The following is a 14,834-nucleotide window of genomic DNA, read 5'->3' on the forward strand; positions in this document are numbered from 1 at the left end:
CGCCGAACCTCAGCGGGTGTGAGCGGCAGCGCGTTCGACCAGCCATCTGAAGATCGGGTCGGTGGCACGGGTCGGCAACATCTCGGGGTGCCACTGCACCGCCACGATGTCCTCACCGAGTTCGAGACCTTCGACCACGCCGTCGTCCGACGTGGCCGTGATCACCAGGTCGGTGCCGAGCCGATCGACCGTCTGGTGGTGCAAGCTGTTCACGCGGAGCTGTGCGCCGTAGACATCGGCGAGTTGAGAGCCCTCCGCGAAGCTGACCTCGTGGGCGGTCTCGCTCGCCTCGATGTCGTATCGGCTGTGTGTCGCGACGTGTTGTTCGAGGGTCCCGCCGCGCAACACGTTGAGCACCTGCAGGCCGCGGCAGATCCCGAGGACCGGGACCTCGGCATCGATCGCCCGTTCGAGGAGGTCGAATTCGAAGTCGTCGCGCTCGGTCTCGACGACCGTGACCGACGGATGAGGCTCGGCGCCGTAGCGCGCGGGGGCGATGTCGGCGCCACCGCTCAGCACGATGCCGTCGAGTCGGTCGATCACCGCCGCGGGAGCGAGATCGAGCGGAAGGTGCACGGGGATGCCGCCGGCATCGAGGACACCGCGGGCGTAGTCGGCGAAGTAGAGGTCGAGGTCCAGTCCGGCGAGGACCGGGGCGTAGCCGATCTGGCCACCGGAGATGCGGCGACCGGGGAGCCCGATCAGCGGTGCAGGTGAACCGGCCACGTCATCCCGCTACTTCGAGGGCGGGAAACGCCACGGTGTCGAGGTACCAGTCGACGAGGGCGTGGCACTGCTCGATGTTGTGCGCCTCGTTGCGACGGGTGGCGGCGAGCAACTCCTCACGGGTGGTGCCGTACTCCTCGAGGTAGCTGTCCTCGGTCAGTTCGAGGAACCGCTGAATGTGGGGGAGGTCGACCTCGGGGTGGAACTGCGTCCCGACCGTGCGTCCGAGCCGGATCAGTTGCACGGCGTGGTCGGTGCGCGCGAGCACCTCGGCACCCGGCGGTGTCACGATGCGGTCGTGATGCCACTCCAACCACGGGCCGGAGCCCACAGGGTTCGGGACGTCACCGTCGCTGATCTCGATCCACCCGAGCTCGGTCACCGGCGCAGGTTCGACGGCGCCCCCGAGCGCCTCGGCGATGATCTGGATGCCGAAGCACACTCCGAGCACCGGGACATCGGCTTCGTGGGCCGCGGCCACGAGTTCGATCTCGGTGTGGATCCACGAGCCGATCTCGTCCTTGTTCGTCAACGACCGGATCGAGCCCATCGGGACCAGGAGGTCGTACCCGTCGAGGCTGGGGAACGGTGCGGCTTCATCGGGTCGGTCGTTGTCGGACGTGACGACGTGCGTGTCGACGGTGAAGCCGCGCTCGACGAGGCGCCGTTCGACCTGTGCGGCGGGACCGTCGGGTTCGTGGGCGAGGACGAGAGCGCGCATCACAAATCGAACCAGATGTGGGCCTGGCCGGTGCCGGCGACGGCTTCGTACTCACCGAACTGGGTTCCGGTCGACGTGCACTCGGCACCACCCAGGGCGCCGACCATCGTGAGGTAATGGCCGAAGCGACCCTCCGGAGCGTGGGTGGCGAACTCGCTCATGTCGTCGATGATGGCAGCGTGGTCGCCGTCGAGCATGCGTTGGATGACGAGACGGTCCGCCGCGCAGGCCTCCGGTGTGCGGATGTGCAGGTCGGGGTCGGCTGCTTCGTGGTCGCGGAACTGTTGCAACGGCCAGAACCGGTGGCTGAAACCTCCGCTGCCCAGAACCACGACCCGACGGTCGGTGGTCTCGATCGCCTCACGGAGCAGCTGCCCGAACCGCAGGAAGTCGGACGGCGCACCGGTCTGGCAGATGCTCGCCGAGATCCAGCGTTCGTCACCCTGCAGAAACGGGAGAAGGTTGATCGTCGGGTAGTGGACCGGCAGATGCGGATCATCGATCGCCGTGATCCACATGTCGTCACGCCCGTCCGCGGTGCTCGCCCACGTATGGGCGAGTTCCGGATCGCCGGCGATGTCGTACGGCATCTGACGCATCCCGCGGGGCAGCTCTTCGGAGGTGTAGATCCCCGACCGCCGGTGGTGTGCAGCCACGATGAACTCGATCGTCGTGTACCAGTGGGTGTCGATCACCACGACGGTGTCGGCCTCGAGTGGTGCGAGTCGTTCGGCGCGCAGTTGATGGAGCCCGGCGAACAGTGTGGTGTCGTGCCCGCCGTTCAGTTCGCGTCGGTCCGCCTCGGGAAGCACGAGCGTGGGGACGTGCGAGACGACGGCAGCTCCGACGATGGATCCCATGGGCGGCGACAATACTCGTTTGGTACCGAACAATCAACGGGCACGGTCGGGTCGAGACCAGGACGTCAGGCGCTCACGACGACGGGTGTCCAGTCGAGCACGACGCTCGGATCGGCGCCGGGGCGGTGTGCGGTCACGGTGACGTTCACCGCACGGAGTTGCCCGCCGTTGGACGCTCGCTGCGCGATCAACTCGTGCTCGAACTCGAGCAGGTCTCCCTCGTGCACCGGTGCGGTGTGGTTGCACTCGTGCCATCCGAGCAGCGTCGCCATCGTGGGCATCGAACGTTCCAGCGATGCCTGCGCGAGCGCGACCGTGTGGCCGCCGTACACGAGCCGCCGACCGCTGGCGGTTGCTGCTTGGTCCCGGTGCACTGCCGCAAGATTGTGCGTGAGTCGGACCAGTGCGGTGGCGCCGTCCACCACGTCGCGCAGTGCATCCGTGCGACGTTCGCCCACCTGCCACTCGTCGCGTTCGCCGAGCAGTGACAGATCCCAACCGTGCGGAACGGCGACTTCGTACCGGGCCAGGTCGAGGAGGGCCGAGCTCGAACCGATGTCGTCGCCGTGGCCGGGCAGCGAATCACCGCGACACGGCAGCAGAGCGCAGCGCTCGAACGCGAGCACGACGTCGTCGTCGGCCGTCGTCGTGATCCCGAGCAGCATCTTGCCGCGGGCTGGAGCGCCGGGCTTGCGTGACGCGTCGGACAACGCGCGGATCTCGGTCGCGGTCGTCAGTGTCTCGCCGATGCGCACCGGTCGGGTGAGCGTGAGGTCGCGGTAGAACAGATTGGCTACGACGCGTCTCGTGGCGACGGTGCTCGCTCCGATCGCCATCGCCACGACGAGTCCGGGGTGAGCGAGCGGACGCGGGTCGCCGGTGAGCAGCGTCGCCAGCCGGTGGTCGAGGCCGGGTGCCCAGTGTTCACCGCAGATCGACCGGTACGTCGACGCGTCGCCCGATGTGAGCGTGCACGACGGTGGGACCGGGAAGCGATACCCGGTGCTCACCTCGTCGTAGAAGGGTCCGTCGAGGGAATCGGAAGCGTTGTGCATGGGTCATCTCCGGTCGGTCGACGACGGGATCCGCGGGGCCGAAGGCGACGCAAGATCGACGAATTTCTTGACAACGACCAAAGTACATGCAAAATTCATTCGCACACGAACGATTCACATGACGTGAATCATCGACCTCGGGGGAGATCATGAAAGCCAAGAATCTTGTCAGTATTGCCGTGGTGGGCGCCGTTGCTCTCGCCGCGTGTGGCGGAAGCGACGACGCCGAGACGGAGTCCTCCGCGGCTCCGGATTCGGCCGCTCCCGCGACCGATGCGGGCGCCGACAGCGGTGACGGCGGTGGAGATGAGGCATCGGCACCGTCCAGCGGTGATGCCGCTGTCGACATCGACGCGATGCTCGCGGCAGATCTCGACAATTGTGAAGAGGCTCCCACGGGCGATCCGATCAAGGTCGGGATGGCCATGGACTTCAGTGAGGTCGTCGGCTTCGTCGATATCCCCGGTTCCCAGCTGGTGCCCTACGCGGCATCGCTCATCAACTGCATCGGTGGGATGAACGGTGCGCCGGTCGAGGTCAGGGTCGAAGATGTCGGTGGCGACGCCACGACAGCCGGTGTGGCCGCCGAAACGCTGCTCGACTGGGGCGCACAGGTCCTCATCGGCCCCCCCTTCGCGGACTTCGCACTCCCGATCCTTCAGGCCACCGGGGGAGAGGTTCCGCTGTTCGTCGCCGCATCGACGGAGCCCACACTGGCCGACGTCGAGAAGAACTCCTACCTGGTCTCCTTCGACGACAACGGTCAGGCCACGGCGGCTGCGGAGTACGCACTGGATCAGGGCATCACGCGGGCGTTCGTCTTTACGCAGCCTGGGCCGTACACCGGCCTCAACCCGGACGTGTTCTCGGAGGTGTTCGAAGCGGGCGGCGGCGAAATCGTCAGCACGCAGACCTACGAGTGGGGCGCCGACACCGACTTCTCCGCTCAGGTGGCCGAACTCTCCGGCATCCTGGACGGCACCGAGGCGTTCTACTCGGCCGCACTCGGATTCCAGGTGACGGCGCTGCGCGGCCAGCTCGAGGGCGCCGGTTTCGACGACATCACCTACCTGGGGACCGATGCGCTCGACGCCACGGGCATCCAGTTCGAGGAGAACAGCAACGGTGTGATCCACACGCCCCATGACTTCATCGAGCCCGGTGACCGTTCGGACCAGCTGCTCGCCGGCTACGCAGCCGTCAACGGTGAGGAGCTGGAGAGCCGCGGCTTCATGGGTCTCTACGTCGACTCGATGTTGCTCGGCCTGCAGGCGATGGCGAACTGCGACTGCACCGACCCGGCCGAGATCGGTGCTGCGGTCCGGGAGATCTCCGGCTTCGACGGCTTTGCCGGCGAAGTGACCTACGTCGGAACCGACGGCATCCCGCCGAAGGCCGTGCCGATCGTGCAGGTCGAAGACGGCGTCGACGTCCTCCTCGCCGAAGGCTGACGGTCTGCGATCGTGCTCGAGGTCGACGGGTTGACCACGAAGTACGGGTCGATCTCGGCGCTTCGAGATGTGAGCCTGTCCGTCGGGGCCGGTGAGGTCGTTGGCCTCATCGGTCCCAACGGAGCAGGCAAGACCACGTTGCTCGGAAGCATCGCGGGGCTCCTGGCCCCGTCGGCCGGATCGGTCTCGTTTCTCGGGTCGGATGTCACCGGCGTGTCGCCCGACAAGTTGCTCAAGACCGGTCTGGCCCTCGTGCCGGAGCACCGCCGGATCTTCGTCGACCTCACGGTCAGCGAGAACCTCCGCATCGGCGGAATCACGCTCGCCAAGTCGGAACGCCCGGCGCAGCTCGACGAGATGGCAGAGCTGTTTCCCGTCCTGCGTTCCAAGTGGGACACGCAGGCCGGGTTCCTGTCCGGCGGCGAGGCACAACAGCTCGCCATCGCCCGGGCATTGATGTCGAAGCCGACGTTGCTGATGATGGACGAACCGTCGCTCGGATTGTCCCCGTTGCTCGTCGACATGGTGTTCGACCTCATCGGCACGTTGCGGGACCAGGGCCGCACCATCCTCGTCGTCGAACAGAACGCGACGCGGATGCTCGCGGTGTCCGATCGTGCCTACGTGCTGCGCAGTGGACAGGTCGTCGCCGCGGGCACCGGTCGAGAACTGCTCGACCGAACCGACCTGTTCGACACGTTCGTGGGTGGCGGCAACCCGTGACCGAACTGATCCAGAACCTGGTCGACGGCATCGGCCGCGGCAGCATCTATGCGCTCCTCGCGCTCGGGATCGCCGTGATCTTCGGCGTGATGCACCTGTTGAACTTCGCTCACGGTGAGCTCATCACGATCAGCGGGTACGCGGCGTACGCAGCGTTCTCGAGCGGGTGGAGTTGGATCGTGGTGGCACCGCTCATCGTGATCGTGTCGATCCTCTCTGCGGTCGTGATCGAGCGAGTGGCGTTCAGCAGAGTGCGTGGATCGTCCGAGTTCACGATGCTGCTCACGTCGTTCGGCGTCCACTTTCTGGTGTCGGCCGTCTTCTTGATGTACATCGGCGCCCGGGTGAAGACGTGGAGCCCGCCGGGCTGGATCAACGACACCGTCGAGATCGGTTCACTCAACATCGAGGTGTTCGACCTCGTCGTGATCGGGGTCACCGCGGTCACGCTGTTGCTGACCGTTGCGATCCTGCAGAAGACGATGTTCGGGTTGGCATTGCGCGCGGCGGCAGCCGACTTCGACACGGCCCGGATGATGGGCGTCAACTCCGACCGGGTGATCCGCGGTGCATTCGCACTCTCGGGGTTCCTCGCCGGGATCGCCGCGATCTTCTGGCTGATGCGGTCCGGCCACACGTCGCCCACCGCGGGCGTCGACCCGATGCTCAAGGGCGTGCTCGCCGCCCTGATCGGGGGCCTCGGGAGCCTGCGCGGGGCGGTGCTCGGCGGTCTCGTTCTCGGCGTGGCCGAGGTTCTGCTGCGTTCGCAGCTTCCCGGTGAAGCTGCCGCATTGACCGAAGGTGCCGTGTTCGCGCTGATCGCCCTGCTCTTCATCTTCCGACCACAGGGACTGATCTCGGTCAGCCACGCGGAGCGCGTCTGATGGCCGACCTCAAACGCGATGTCGCGATGCCGATCATCGGCTCGTCGATCACGGTGCTGCTGCTCATCGGCGTCGGTCTGGCGACGACCCTGCTGATCGACGGCCGAGCAACCGACAAGCTCATCACCACGATGCTGATCGACGCGATCATCGTCGTCGGGATCCAGATCTACATCGGCAACACGGGTGTGTTCTCGTTCGGACACATCGGCTTCGGCGCGACCGCCGGCTACGTGTTCGCACTCTTCGCCATTTCCCCGGAAGCGAAGGCGAGTCGAATTCCAGAGGCTCCGTGGGGCCTGGCGGACGTCGACATGGGGCCGTTGCTCGCGGTGCTGATCGCGGTCGCGGTCACGCTCGTGTTCGCGATCTTCATCGGCATCGGCCTCGCACGATCGGGCGCGAAGTCGGGTGCCGTGTCGGCAACCGTCATCACCTTGGCGCTGCTGTTCGTGACCCACGAGATCGCATCGAGTTGGACGAAGCTCACGGGTGGGAACCGATCGGGCCTCACGTTCGGAATCGGCGAGACCCTGCAATCACGCTGGCCGATCTACATCGTGCTGTTCGTGGTTGTCATCGGTGCGCGGCTCTTCGCCCGCTCACGATCGGGCCGCCTGGCGGTGGCAGCGCGCGAGGACAACCTCGCCGCGCGGTCGATGGGCGTCGACCCCATCGTGCAACAGACGCTCGCACTTCTGTTGTCGGTCGTCGTGGTGTCGATCGGCTCGACACTGCGGGTGTACGACCTCGGAAGCATCCTGCCCGACCTGTTCTTCTTCGACTACACGCTGATCACGCTGGTCATGCTGGTGGTCGGCGGACGGAACAGCGTCACGGGAGCATTGCTCGGGGTGGTGGTCATCACGTTCGTGCGCGAGGTGGCGCGTCGTCTGGGTTCGAGTGGCTACGAGTTCTTCGGCATCGGCCTCGACACCGCACCACTCGATTGGATCTTCCGTGAAGGTCTCCCGACGGTCGTGCTCGGCCTCGCCATGGTCGGGTTCATGATCCTGCGCCCCGGCGGCTTGATCGGTGACTGGGAACTCGACAGCTGGCTCAGCCGCAGGTTCGTACCGGCAGAACCCGAACCGGCGCCCGTCGCTCCGGCCGAGGCTCCTCCGGCAGCGCGACTCGTCGCCGAGGGCGTCACCGTGGACTTCGGCGGGTTCCGCGCGCTCGACGATGCGCACCTCGACGTGAGCAACGGCGAGATCGTCGGCCTGATCGGGCCGAACGGGGCGGGCAAGACCACCTTGGTGAACGTGATGACGGGCCTTGTGGCTCCGACCGCGGGATCGGTCAGGCTCGACAGCACCGATCTCACGAATGAGCCGCCGCACAGGATCGCCCGTGCCGGCCTGGTTCGGACCTTCCAGAACCTTCGACTCTTCTCCGCGCTGACCGTCCTCGAGAACGTCGAGGTCTCGTCACTGGTCGCAGAGTCGTACCGCAGCGAACGCGTTCGGATCGGTGCCGCTCAACTCGTCAAGGCTGCGGGGCTCTGGGACCACCGCGACCGACGTTCCGGGGAGTTGGACTACGGCAACTCGCGTCGACTCGAACTCGCTCGCGCCGCGGCCATGGCGCCGACGTTCCTGCTCCTCGACGAACCGACGAGCGGCATGAGCGACAGTGAGTCGCTGAACATGGTCGACCAGGTCCGCACGATGGCCGCGGCGGTCGGCGCCGGCGTGATCGTGATCGACCACGACCTCGCGTTCATCACGGAGATCTGCGACCGGATCTACTGTCTCGACCAGGGCAAGGTGATCGCCGTCGGTACGCCCGCCGAGATCCAGGCTCACCCGCACGTGCGGGCCGCGTACCTCGGATCGAGCGCACCTCAATGAGCCAGCCGGCGCACAAGACCGATGACCTCGCTCTTCGCCGGATCCGGCGCGGATCGCTCGCCGACGATGTGGCGCGCCATCTCCGCGACCTGATCCTGACCGGTGGTGTCCGCCCCGGGGAGCGCATCGATCAGGGTGCGGTGAGCAGCGCGCTGAACGTGAGCCGCAGCCCGATCCGCGAAGCGGTGGTGGTGCTCGCGCAGGAGGGCCTGGTCACGCTCAGCCCGAATCGTGGCGCGTTCGTCGCCGACATCACCCCGACCGACATCGCCGAGCACTACGAGGTGTTCGGAGCATTGTCAGGTCGGACGGCCGCCGTCGCCGCCGTCGAGTTGTCCGATGCCGACCTCGCTGAGTTGGTCGAGATCCACTCCCGGTTCAGCACGGGTGACGAGCACGAGATGTCGACCGCCAACCACGACTTCCATCGGGTCATCAACTCGGTGGCATCCCGCCGGACGCGATGGTTGTTGTCACTGCTCGAACGGTCCGTTCCGGCGCGGTACTACGAGTTCTCCGGGCGCTTCTACGACGACGCGATCGCCGATCACCAGGCGATCCTCGACGCGTTGGTGGCCCGGGATCCGGACGCGGCGCGCGGGGCGATGGAACACCACCTGTGCGAAGGCGGCCGCGCCGCGACGGAAGCACTCACCGTCCAAGGATTCTGGAAGGACGCCGCTGCCATGAAGGACAACGCCGCATTGACGCAGGTGAGCGATGACCGTTGACGACGCCGACTTCGATGTGATCCGCACCGAGGTGCGTCGCTTGTGCGACAAGTACGGCAACGAGTACTGGCGTGGCCTCGAACCGGATCGCTACCCGACCGAGTTCGTCACCGACCTGACCGAGCACGGGTGGCTGTCGGCGCTGATTCCCGAGGAGTACGGCGGCGGCGGGCTCAGCCTGTCCGGTGCGTCGGTGATCCTCGAGGAGATCGCAGCGAGCGGCGGCAACCCGAGTGCCTGTCACGCGCAGATGTACATCATGGGCACGTTGCTGCGGCACGGGTCCGAGGAGCAGAAGCGGCGGTATCTGCCCAAACTCGCCGCCGGCGAGGCGAGCCTGCAGGCGTTCGGTGTCACCGAGCCCGAGGCCGGTTCCGAGACCACGTCGATCACGACCAAGGCCGAACGTGACGGCGACACCTGGCGGATCAATGGCCAGAAGATCTGGACATCGCGTGCGCTGCACTCCGATCTGATGATCCTGCTCGCCCGCACGACGCCGATCGGTGAGACCGACGATCGTCTCGGCGGGCTGTCGGTGTTCCTGTTCGAGCTGCGCGATGCCGACGGCGAGTTGGTCCCCGGTCTCACGATCAATCCGATCGAGACGTGGATGAACCACAACACCACCGAGGTGTTCTTCGACGACGTGGTGATTCCCGCCGACTCGCTCGTGGGCACGGAGGGCATGGGCTTTCGTCACATCCTCGACGGGATGAACGCCGAGCGGATCCTGATCGCCGCCGAATGCGTCGGCGACGGCAAGTTCTTCCTCGACCGTGCCAGCAAGTACGCGAACGAGCGAACCGTGTTCGGCAAGCCGATCGGGGCGAACCAGGGCGTGGCCTTCCCGCTCGCCCAGGCGTACGCCAACCTCGAGGCGGCCGATCTGATGCGTTGGCGAGCGGCGGAACTGTTCGACGCGGGCAAGCCGTGCGGCGCCGAGGCGAACATGGCCAAGATGCTCGCATCGAACGCATCGTGGGAGGCCGGCAACGCCGCACTCAACACGCACGGCGGCTTCGGGTTCGCGGTGGAGTACGACATCGAACGCAAGCTGCGCGAGACCCGGCTGTACCAAGTCGCGCCGATCAACAACAACCTGGTGCTGGCGTTCGTCGCGCAGAAGTGCCTCGGCCTCCCGAAGAGCTACTGATGCGTGCCGTTGTCCTCACCGAGGCGGGTACGCCGCTCCGAGTCGTCGACGACCATCCCGACCCGGCCGATGACGGCCGCGGTGGCGAGGTCATCGATGTCATCGGTTGCGGCGTGTGCCATTCCGACATCCACGTCGCCGACGGGGACTTCGGCGGCGCTCTCCCGATGATCCTCGGTCACGAGGTCACCGGGCATCACCACCAACTCGGCCCCGTGATGGTCTACGCGCCGTGGGGATGTCGCTCGTGTCGGCAGTGCGCCGACGGACTCGAGATGCGTTGTGCCGATGCCACCGAAGCCGGCCTCTTCACCGATGGCGGCTACGCCGAGCGGATGTGGGTCAAGAATCGGCGCTACCTCGCACCGCTCGACGGCCTCGATCCGGTCGCCGCCGCACCGCTCGCTTGCGGTGGTCTCACGGCGTACCGGGCGGTGAAGCACGGCCTCGAGACGCTGCGCAGCCGCAGCGACGGCGGCCGTGCCCTCGTCATCGGGGCGGGCGGCCTCGGCCAGTACGCCCTGCGCTACCTGCGACTCCAGACCGACGCGCACGTCACCGCGCTCGACACCGCACCCGACAAACGATCGGCGGCCCTCGAGATCGGCGCCGATGACGCCGTCGGACCCGAAGGTCTCGACGGTACCTACGACGTGGTTCTCGACTTCATCGGCGCCGACGCCACGCTTGCGAGCGCCGGATCTGCGGTGGCACGGGGTGGCCTGATCGTGGTGATCGGCCTCGCCGGTGGTGGACTCGAGTTCCGGTTCGGCGTCACCCCGCACGAAGCGCGCATCATGTCGAGCGTGTGGGGGAGCCGGAGCGAACTCGACGAACTGCTCGACTTCGCTCGCCGCGAACCCGAGATCGTGCAACCGGTCGAGCCCGTCCCGCTCGCCGATGCTCAAGTGGCCCACGACCGTCTCCGGCGCGGCGACGTGCGCGGTCGATTCGTCCTCACGCCGTGACGGTGCATCTCGCGCCGTCCGGTTTCCGTCCGTCCGTCCGAAACGAGAGAACATGAACGCCGAGAATCACTCCTCCGATTTCGAGAGCCGCTGTCGAGCGGCCGGCATCCACACCGTCGAAGTGGCCGCACCCGACACGCTCGGCCATCTGCGCGGCAAGCGCGTGCCGATCGACCGGTTCTTCGCGACGACCGTGGAAGATGGAGTCAACATCGCCGATGCGATGTTCATCTTCGACATGCAGAACGATCTGGTCGACGACCCGTACATCAACATGGGTTCCGGATTCCTCGACTGCACGCTGATCCCCGACGTGTCGACCGGCCGAATTCTCACGCACCGCCCCGGCTACGCGATCGTGCTCGCGGACGCGTTCGCTCCACACGGAGAACCCCACCCACACTCGCCGCGGGGGATCCTCGCGAAGCAGATCGAACGATGTCGTGAGCTCGACCTCGATCCGGTCGTGGCGACCGAGCTCGAGTTCTACCTCTGCACCCCCGATTGGGAACCGGTGCAACACCACATCCAGTACAGCTCGTTGACCGACGGCTTGGACATCGAGACGTGCCTGCTCGACATGCGAACGGCGCTCCTCGGCGCAGGCCTCGAAGTCGAGTCGTCGAACGCCGAATACGGGGCGGGACAGTTCGAGATCAACATCGGACACGCCGATGCGATGACGGCGGCCGACAACACCGTGCTGTTCAAGAGCATCGTCAAACAGGTCGCCGTGCAGCACGGGCTGCGCGCGACGTTCATGCCCAAGCCGTTCGCCGAGCAGTCGGGCTCGGGAATGCACGTCCACACCAGCCTGAAGTCCGACGGCGCCAACGCATTCGCCGACTCCGACGGGGCGCCGAACGAGCTGATGGGCCATTGGATCGCAGGATTGCTCGAGCATGCATGCTCGATCGGTCTGCTCGCCTCGCCGACCGCGAACGGCGTCAAGCGGGTGCAGCCATACAGCTTCTGTCCGACCCACGTCCACTGGGGACTCGACAACCGGACCGTACTCGTACGCTGCATCATGGAGGCCGGATCCCGCGCCAACCGGGTCGAGTTCCGGTCGGCCGGTGCCGACGCCAACCCGTACCTGATCGTCGGTTCGATCCTCGCCGCCGGTGCCGACGGGGTGGAACGATCGCTGGAACTGCCGGCGATGAGCGTTGGCGACATGTACACCGAGCCCGGCGAGTGCGCGCCGTTGCCGAACACGCTTCCCGATGCCATCGACCAGTTCGAATCCGGCGTACTCGCCGCCCAACTCGGCGAGAAGTTCGCGGTGAGCTACGTGGCCCTCGCACGTCATGATTACGCCCTGGGCACCGAGCACGCACCGGACCCCGAGGACGTCAACGATTGGGAACGGATCCGATATGCCGAGCACAGCTGACGGGATGCTCGACATCGCCGACCCGCAGCTCTACCTGCACGGCATCCCGCATGAGCGCTTCGCGCAGATCCGGGCCACGCCTGGTCTGATGTGGCACCCATACGGCGGCAATGGGTTCTGGACCGTGTCGCGCCACGACGACGCACGCGAGGTGTCCCGGCAGCCGGAGCTGTTCTCGTCCGCGATCGGTCACACCAACCTCTGGGACCTCGAGGCCGATGCCCTCGAAGCGCGTCGCTCGCTGATCGACACCGATGCCCCGGACCACACGCGTCTGCGCCGTCTCACGGCTCGTGCGTTCACCCCCAAGAACGTCAAGAAGTGGGAATCGACGGTCCGAGAGATCACGGTGGAGCTGCTCGACGACTTCATCGAACAGGGTGGTGGCGACTGGGTCGAGATGGTGTCGGCCCCGCTGCCGATCCGCGTGATCCTCGCGATGTTGGGCGTGCCGCTGACCGACGCCGACTATCTCGTCGAGCTGTCGAACTATCTCGTCGAGGGCACGGGCGACACCCAGTCAATTCCCGCTGATGCGTTCGGCAACACCACCGAGCTGCGCTTGCTGCCGTTCAACAGTCCGGCGAGCCACGCGCTGTTCCAGTACGGCGAGAAGATGCGTCTGGAACGCATGGCCGAGCCGGCCGACGACATCGTCACCCACCTGGCCCAGGCCGAAGCCGACGGCGACCGTCTGTCACCCGGTGAGTTCCGCAATCTGTTCCACCTGCTCGTGTTTGCCGGCAACGAGACGACTCGGACCGCACTCAGTCATGGCGCCATGGCATTCGCTGATCACCCCGATCAGTGGCAGGCGATCCTCGACGATCCGTCATCGGTCGAATCGGCCACCGAGGAAGTCCTGCGTTGGGCCACCCCCGTGCTTCACATGCGTCGCACCGCAGCGGTCGACACCGAACTCGCAGGAACGCGCATCGCCGCGGGCGACAAGGTCGTCATGTGGTACGGCTCGACGTCGTTCGACGAGTCGGCGCACGACGATCCGATGAAGTTCGACGTCCGCAGGGCAGCAAACCCACACGACGCGTTCGGCGGCGGCGGACCGCACCACTGTCTTGGAGCGTTCCTCGCACGGCTGGAGATCTCGATCCTCATCGAGGAGATGGCCAAGCGCTCGCTGCGACTCGAGCAGACCACCGAGGTGGTGCGTGCACCTTCCAATTTCGTCCATGGCGTGCTGTCCGTCGGCATGGCCCCCAGCTGAAGAGAGTCACCATGACCGACACGATCATCGAACCCATGAACACGCCGACACCGAACACCGATCGCCTCGCTGCCGAACGCCAACGGTGGGTGGCGGCGGGGACCGCAGGTCGACCGTTCTTCGTCGAGCGCGCGAGCGGGGCGCGCATCTGGGACGTCGACGGGCGCGAGTTCATCGATTTCGTCGGCGGTGTCGGCACCGCCAACCACGGGCACACCAACCCCGAGGTCGTTGCGGCGGTGAAGGACCAACTGGATCGGTACCTCCACCAGTGTTTCTCGCTGTCCGCGTACGAGCCGTACATCGACGTGTGCCGCCTGCTGTGCGCATGTCATCCCGGCGACTTCGACAAGAAGGCGTTGCTGCTGAACTCGGGTGCCGAAGCCGTCGAGAACGCGGTGAAGATCGCCCGCTATCACACCGGTCGCGAGGGCATCGTGGTGCTCGGCAACGCATTCCACGGCCGCACCCTGCTGACCATGACGATGACCGCCAAGGAGATGCCGTACAAGCTGGGATTCTTCGCGAACGCACCGTCGATCCATCGGGCGCCGGGGCCGTACGAGCTCCGTGGTGTGTCGAGCGACGACGCCATCGCCGGGCTCGAAGCGTTGCTCGCCGAGGTCGATCCCTCGACGGTGGCGGCGATCATCTTCGAACCGGTCCAGGGTGAAGGCGGCTTCCTCCCGATGCCCGACGACTACCCGGCCCGCGTCGCCGCGATCGCGGCGCAGCACGGCATCATCGTCATCGCCGACGAGGTGCAGGCCGGCATGGGACGCACCGGCACCCCGTCATCGATCGAGCGCTACGGCGTCGAACCCGACATGTGCACCTGGGGGAAGGCGATGGGAGGTGGCCTGCCGATCTCGGGAGTCACCGGTCGCGCCGAGATCATGGACACGGTGCATGGCGGCGGTATCGGCGGAACCTATGGAGGCAACCCCCTGTCGTGCGCCGCGGCGAAGGTCGCCATCGAGCGGGTGCTCGATCCGGGGTTCCAAGATGCGGCGATCGCGCTCGGCGAACGCCTGCGGGCGCGCCTCGACGAGCTCGCGGCGCACACACCGGCGATCGCCCAGGTG

14 protein-coding genes are annotated in these 14,834 nt (G+C 66.5%); 10 read left to right on the forward strand and 4 right to left on the reverse strand.

What is annotated here, in order from left to right:
* Positions 1-9: 9 nt before the first annotated feature.
* The 4 genes from WBV89_RS22150 to WBV89_RS22165 form a co-directional block, all read right to left on the reverse strand.
* Entirely contained in the window at positions 10-726 is a 717-nt protein-coding gene (locus tag WBV89_RS22150; protein WP_423983499.1) for a gamma-glutamyl-gamma-aminobutyrate hydrolase family protein, read from the reverse strand.
* Position 727: 1 nt separating this feature from the next.
* Entirely contained in the window at positions 728-1,447 is a 720-nt protein-coding gene (locus WBV89_RS22155) for a type 1 glutamine amidotransferase (RefSeq protein WP_423983500.1), read from the reverse strand.
* The gene (locus WBV89_RS22160) at positions 1,447-2,307 is read right to left on the reverse strand and encodes a catechol 1,2-dioxygenase (RefSeq protein WP_423983501.1); all 861 of its coding nucleotides are present in this window, start codon (positions 2,305-2,307) and stop codon (positions 1,447-1,449) included. Before WBV89_RS22160 ends, WBV89_RS22155 begins: the two co-directional genes overlap by 1 nt.
* 65 nt (positions 2,308-2,372) lie before the next feature.
* A complete protein-coding gene (locus WBV89_RS22165) occupies positions 2,373-3,362 on the reverse strand; it encodes an acyl dehydratase (RefSeq protein ID WP_423983502.1) in 990 nt (329 codons plus the stop codon).
* A gap of 149 nt (positions 3,363-3,511) precedes the next feature.
* Here WBV89_RS22165 and WBV89_RS22170 point away from each other — a divergent pair, with 149 nt between their 5' ends.
* The 10 genes from WBV89_RS22170 to WBV89_RS22215 form a co-directional block, all read left to right on the forward strand.
* On the forward strand, positions 3,512-4,813 hold the full coding sequence (locus WBV89_RS22170) for an ABC transporter substrate-binding protein (RefSeq protein WP_423983503.1): 1,302 nt from the start codon (positions 3,512-3,514) through the stop codon (positions 4,811-4,813).
* A gap of 12 nt (positions 4,814-4,825) precedes the next feature.
* Positions 4,826-5,536 carry an ABC transporter ATP-binding protein gene (locus WBV89_RS22175; RefSeq protein WP_423983504.1) on the forward strand — a complete coding sequence of 237 codons (711 nt, stop codon included), beginning with the start codon at positions 4,826-4,828 and terminating at the stop codon, positions 5,534-5,536.
* Positions 5,533-6,420, forward strand: a complete 888-nt coding sequence (locus tag WBV89_RS22180) for a branched-chain amino acid ABC transporter permease (RefSeq protein WP_423983505.1) — start codon at positions 5,533-5,535, stop codon at positions 6,418-6,420. Before WBV89_RS22175 ends, WBV89_RS22180 begins: the two co-directional genes overlap by 4 nt.
* Entirely contained in the window at positions 6,420-8,273 is a 1,854-nt protein-coding gene (locus WBV89_RS22185; RefSeq protein ID WP_423983506.1) for an ATP-binding cassette domain-containing protein, read from the forward strand. Before WBV89_RS22180 ends, WBV89_RS22185 begins: the two co-directional genes overlap by 1 nt.
* On the forward strand, positions 8,270-9,004 hold the full coding sequence (locus tag WBV89_RS22190; RefSeq protein ID WP_423983507.1) for a GntR family transcriptional regulator: 735 nt from the start codon (positions 8,270-8,272) through the stop codon (positions 9,002-9,004). Before WBV89_RS22185 ends, WBV89_RS22190 begins: the two co-directional genes overlap by 4 nt.
* Complete coding sequence (locus tag WBV89_RS22195) at positions 8,994-10,160, forward strand: acyl-CoA dehydrogenase family protein (protein ID WP_423983508.1); 1,167 nt, start codon at positions 8,994-8,996, stop codon at positions 10,158-10,160. Before WBV89_RS22190 ends, WBV89_RS22195 begins: the two co-directional genes overlap by 11 nt.
* Entirely contained in the window at positions 10,160-11,128 is a 969-nt protein-coding gene (locus WBV89_RS22200) for an alcohol dehydrogenase catalytic domain-containing protein (RefSeq protein WP_423983509.1), read from the forward strand. The genes WBV89_RS22195 and WBV89_RS22200 overlap by 1 nt, the downstream gene beginning before the upstream one ends.
* A gap of 52 nt (positions 11,129-11,180) precedes the next feature.
* Positions 11,181-12,524: a glutamine synthetase family protein gene (locus WBV89_RS22205; protein WP_423983510.1), complete on the forward strand. Its 1,344-nt coding sequence runs from the start codon at positions 11,181-11,183 to the stop codon at positions 12,522-12,524.
* Complete coding sequence (locus WBV89_RS22210; RefSeq protein WP_423983511.1) at positions 12,508-13,749, forward strand: cytochrome P450; 1,242 nt, start codon at positions 12,508-12,510, stop codon at positions 13,747-13,749. The genes WBV89_RS22205 and WBV89_RS22210 overlap by 17 nt, the downstream gene beginning before the upstream one ends.
* Before the next feature lie 11 nt (positions 13,750-13,760).
* A partial coding sequence (locus WBV89_RS22215) for an aspartate aminotransferase family protein (RefSeq protein ID WP_423983512.1) occupies positions 13,761-14,834 on the forward strand: 1,074 nt, incomplete at its 3' end.

The organism is Ilumatobacter sp., from assembly GCF_049588435.1.
Classification (GTDB): domain Bacteria; phylum Actinomycetota; class Acidimicrobiia; order Acidimicrobiales; family Ilumatobacteraceae; genus Ilumatobacter_A.

Coding starts and splice junctions, on each gene's coding strand:
- WBV89_RS22155 (WP_423983500.1), bottom strand. CDS start 1,447: ATGCGCGCTCTCGTCCTCGCCCACGAACCCGACGGTCCCGCCGCACAG.
- WBV89_RS22160 (WP_423983501.1), bottom strand. CDS start 2,307: ATGGGATCCATCGTCGGAGCTGCCGTCGTCTCGCACGTCCCCACGCTC.
- WBV89_RS22165 (WP_423983502.1), bottom strand. CDS start 3,362: ATGCACAACGCTTCCGATTCCCTCGACGGACCCTTCTACGACGAGGTG.
- WBV89_RS22170 (WP_423983503.1), top strand. CDS start 3,512: ATGAAAGCCAAGAATCTTGTCAGTATTGCCGTGGTGGGCGCCGTTGCT.
- WBV89_RS22185 (WP_423983506.1), top strand. CDS start 6,420: ATGGCCGACCTCAAACGCGATGTCGCGATGCCGATCATCGGCTCGTCG.
- WBV89_RS22190 (WP_423983507.1), top strand. CDS start 8,270: ATGAGCCAGCCGGCGCACAAGACCGATGACCTCGCTCTTCGCCGGATC.
- WBV89_RS22195 (WP_423983508.1), top strand. CDS start 8,994: ATGACCGTTGACGACGCCGACTTCGATGTGATCCGCACCGAGGTGCGT.
- WBV89_RS22200 (WP_423983509.1), top strand. CDS start 10,160: ATGCGTGCCGTTGTCCTCACCGAGGCGGGTACGCCGCTCCGAGTCGTC.
- WBV89_RS22205 (WP_423983510.1), top strand. CDS start 11,181: ATGAACGCCGAGAATCACTCCTCCGATTTCGAGAGCCGCTGTCGAGCG.
- WBV89_RS22210 (WP_423983511.1), top strand. CDS start 12,508: ATGCCGAGCACAGCTGACGGGATGCTCGACATCGCCGACCCGCAGCTC.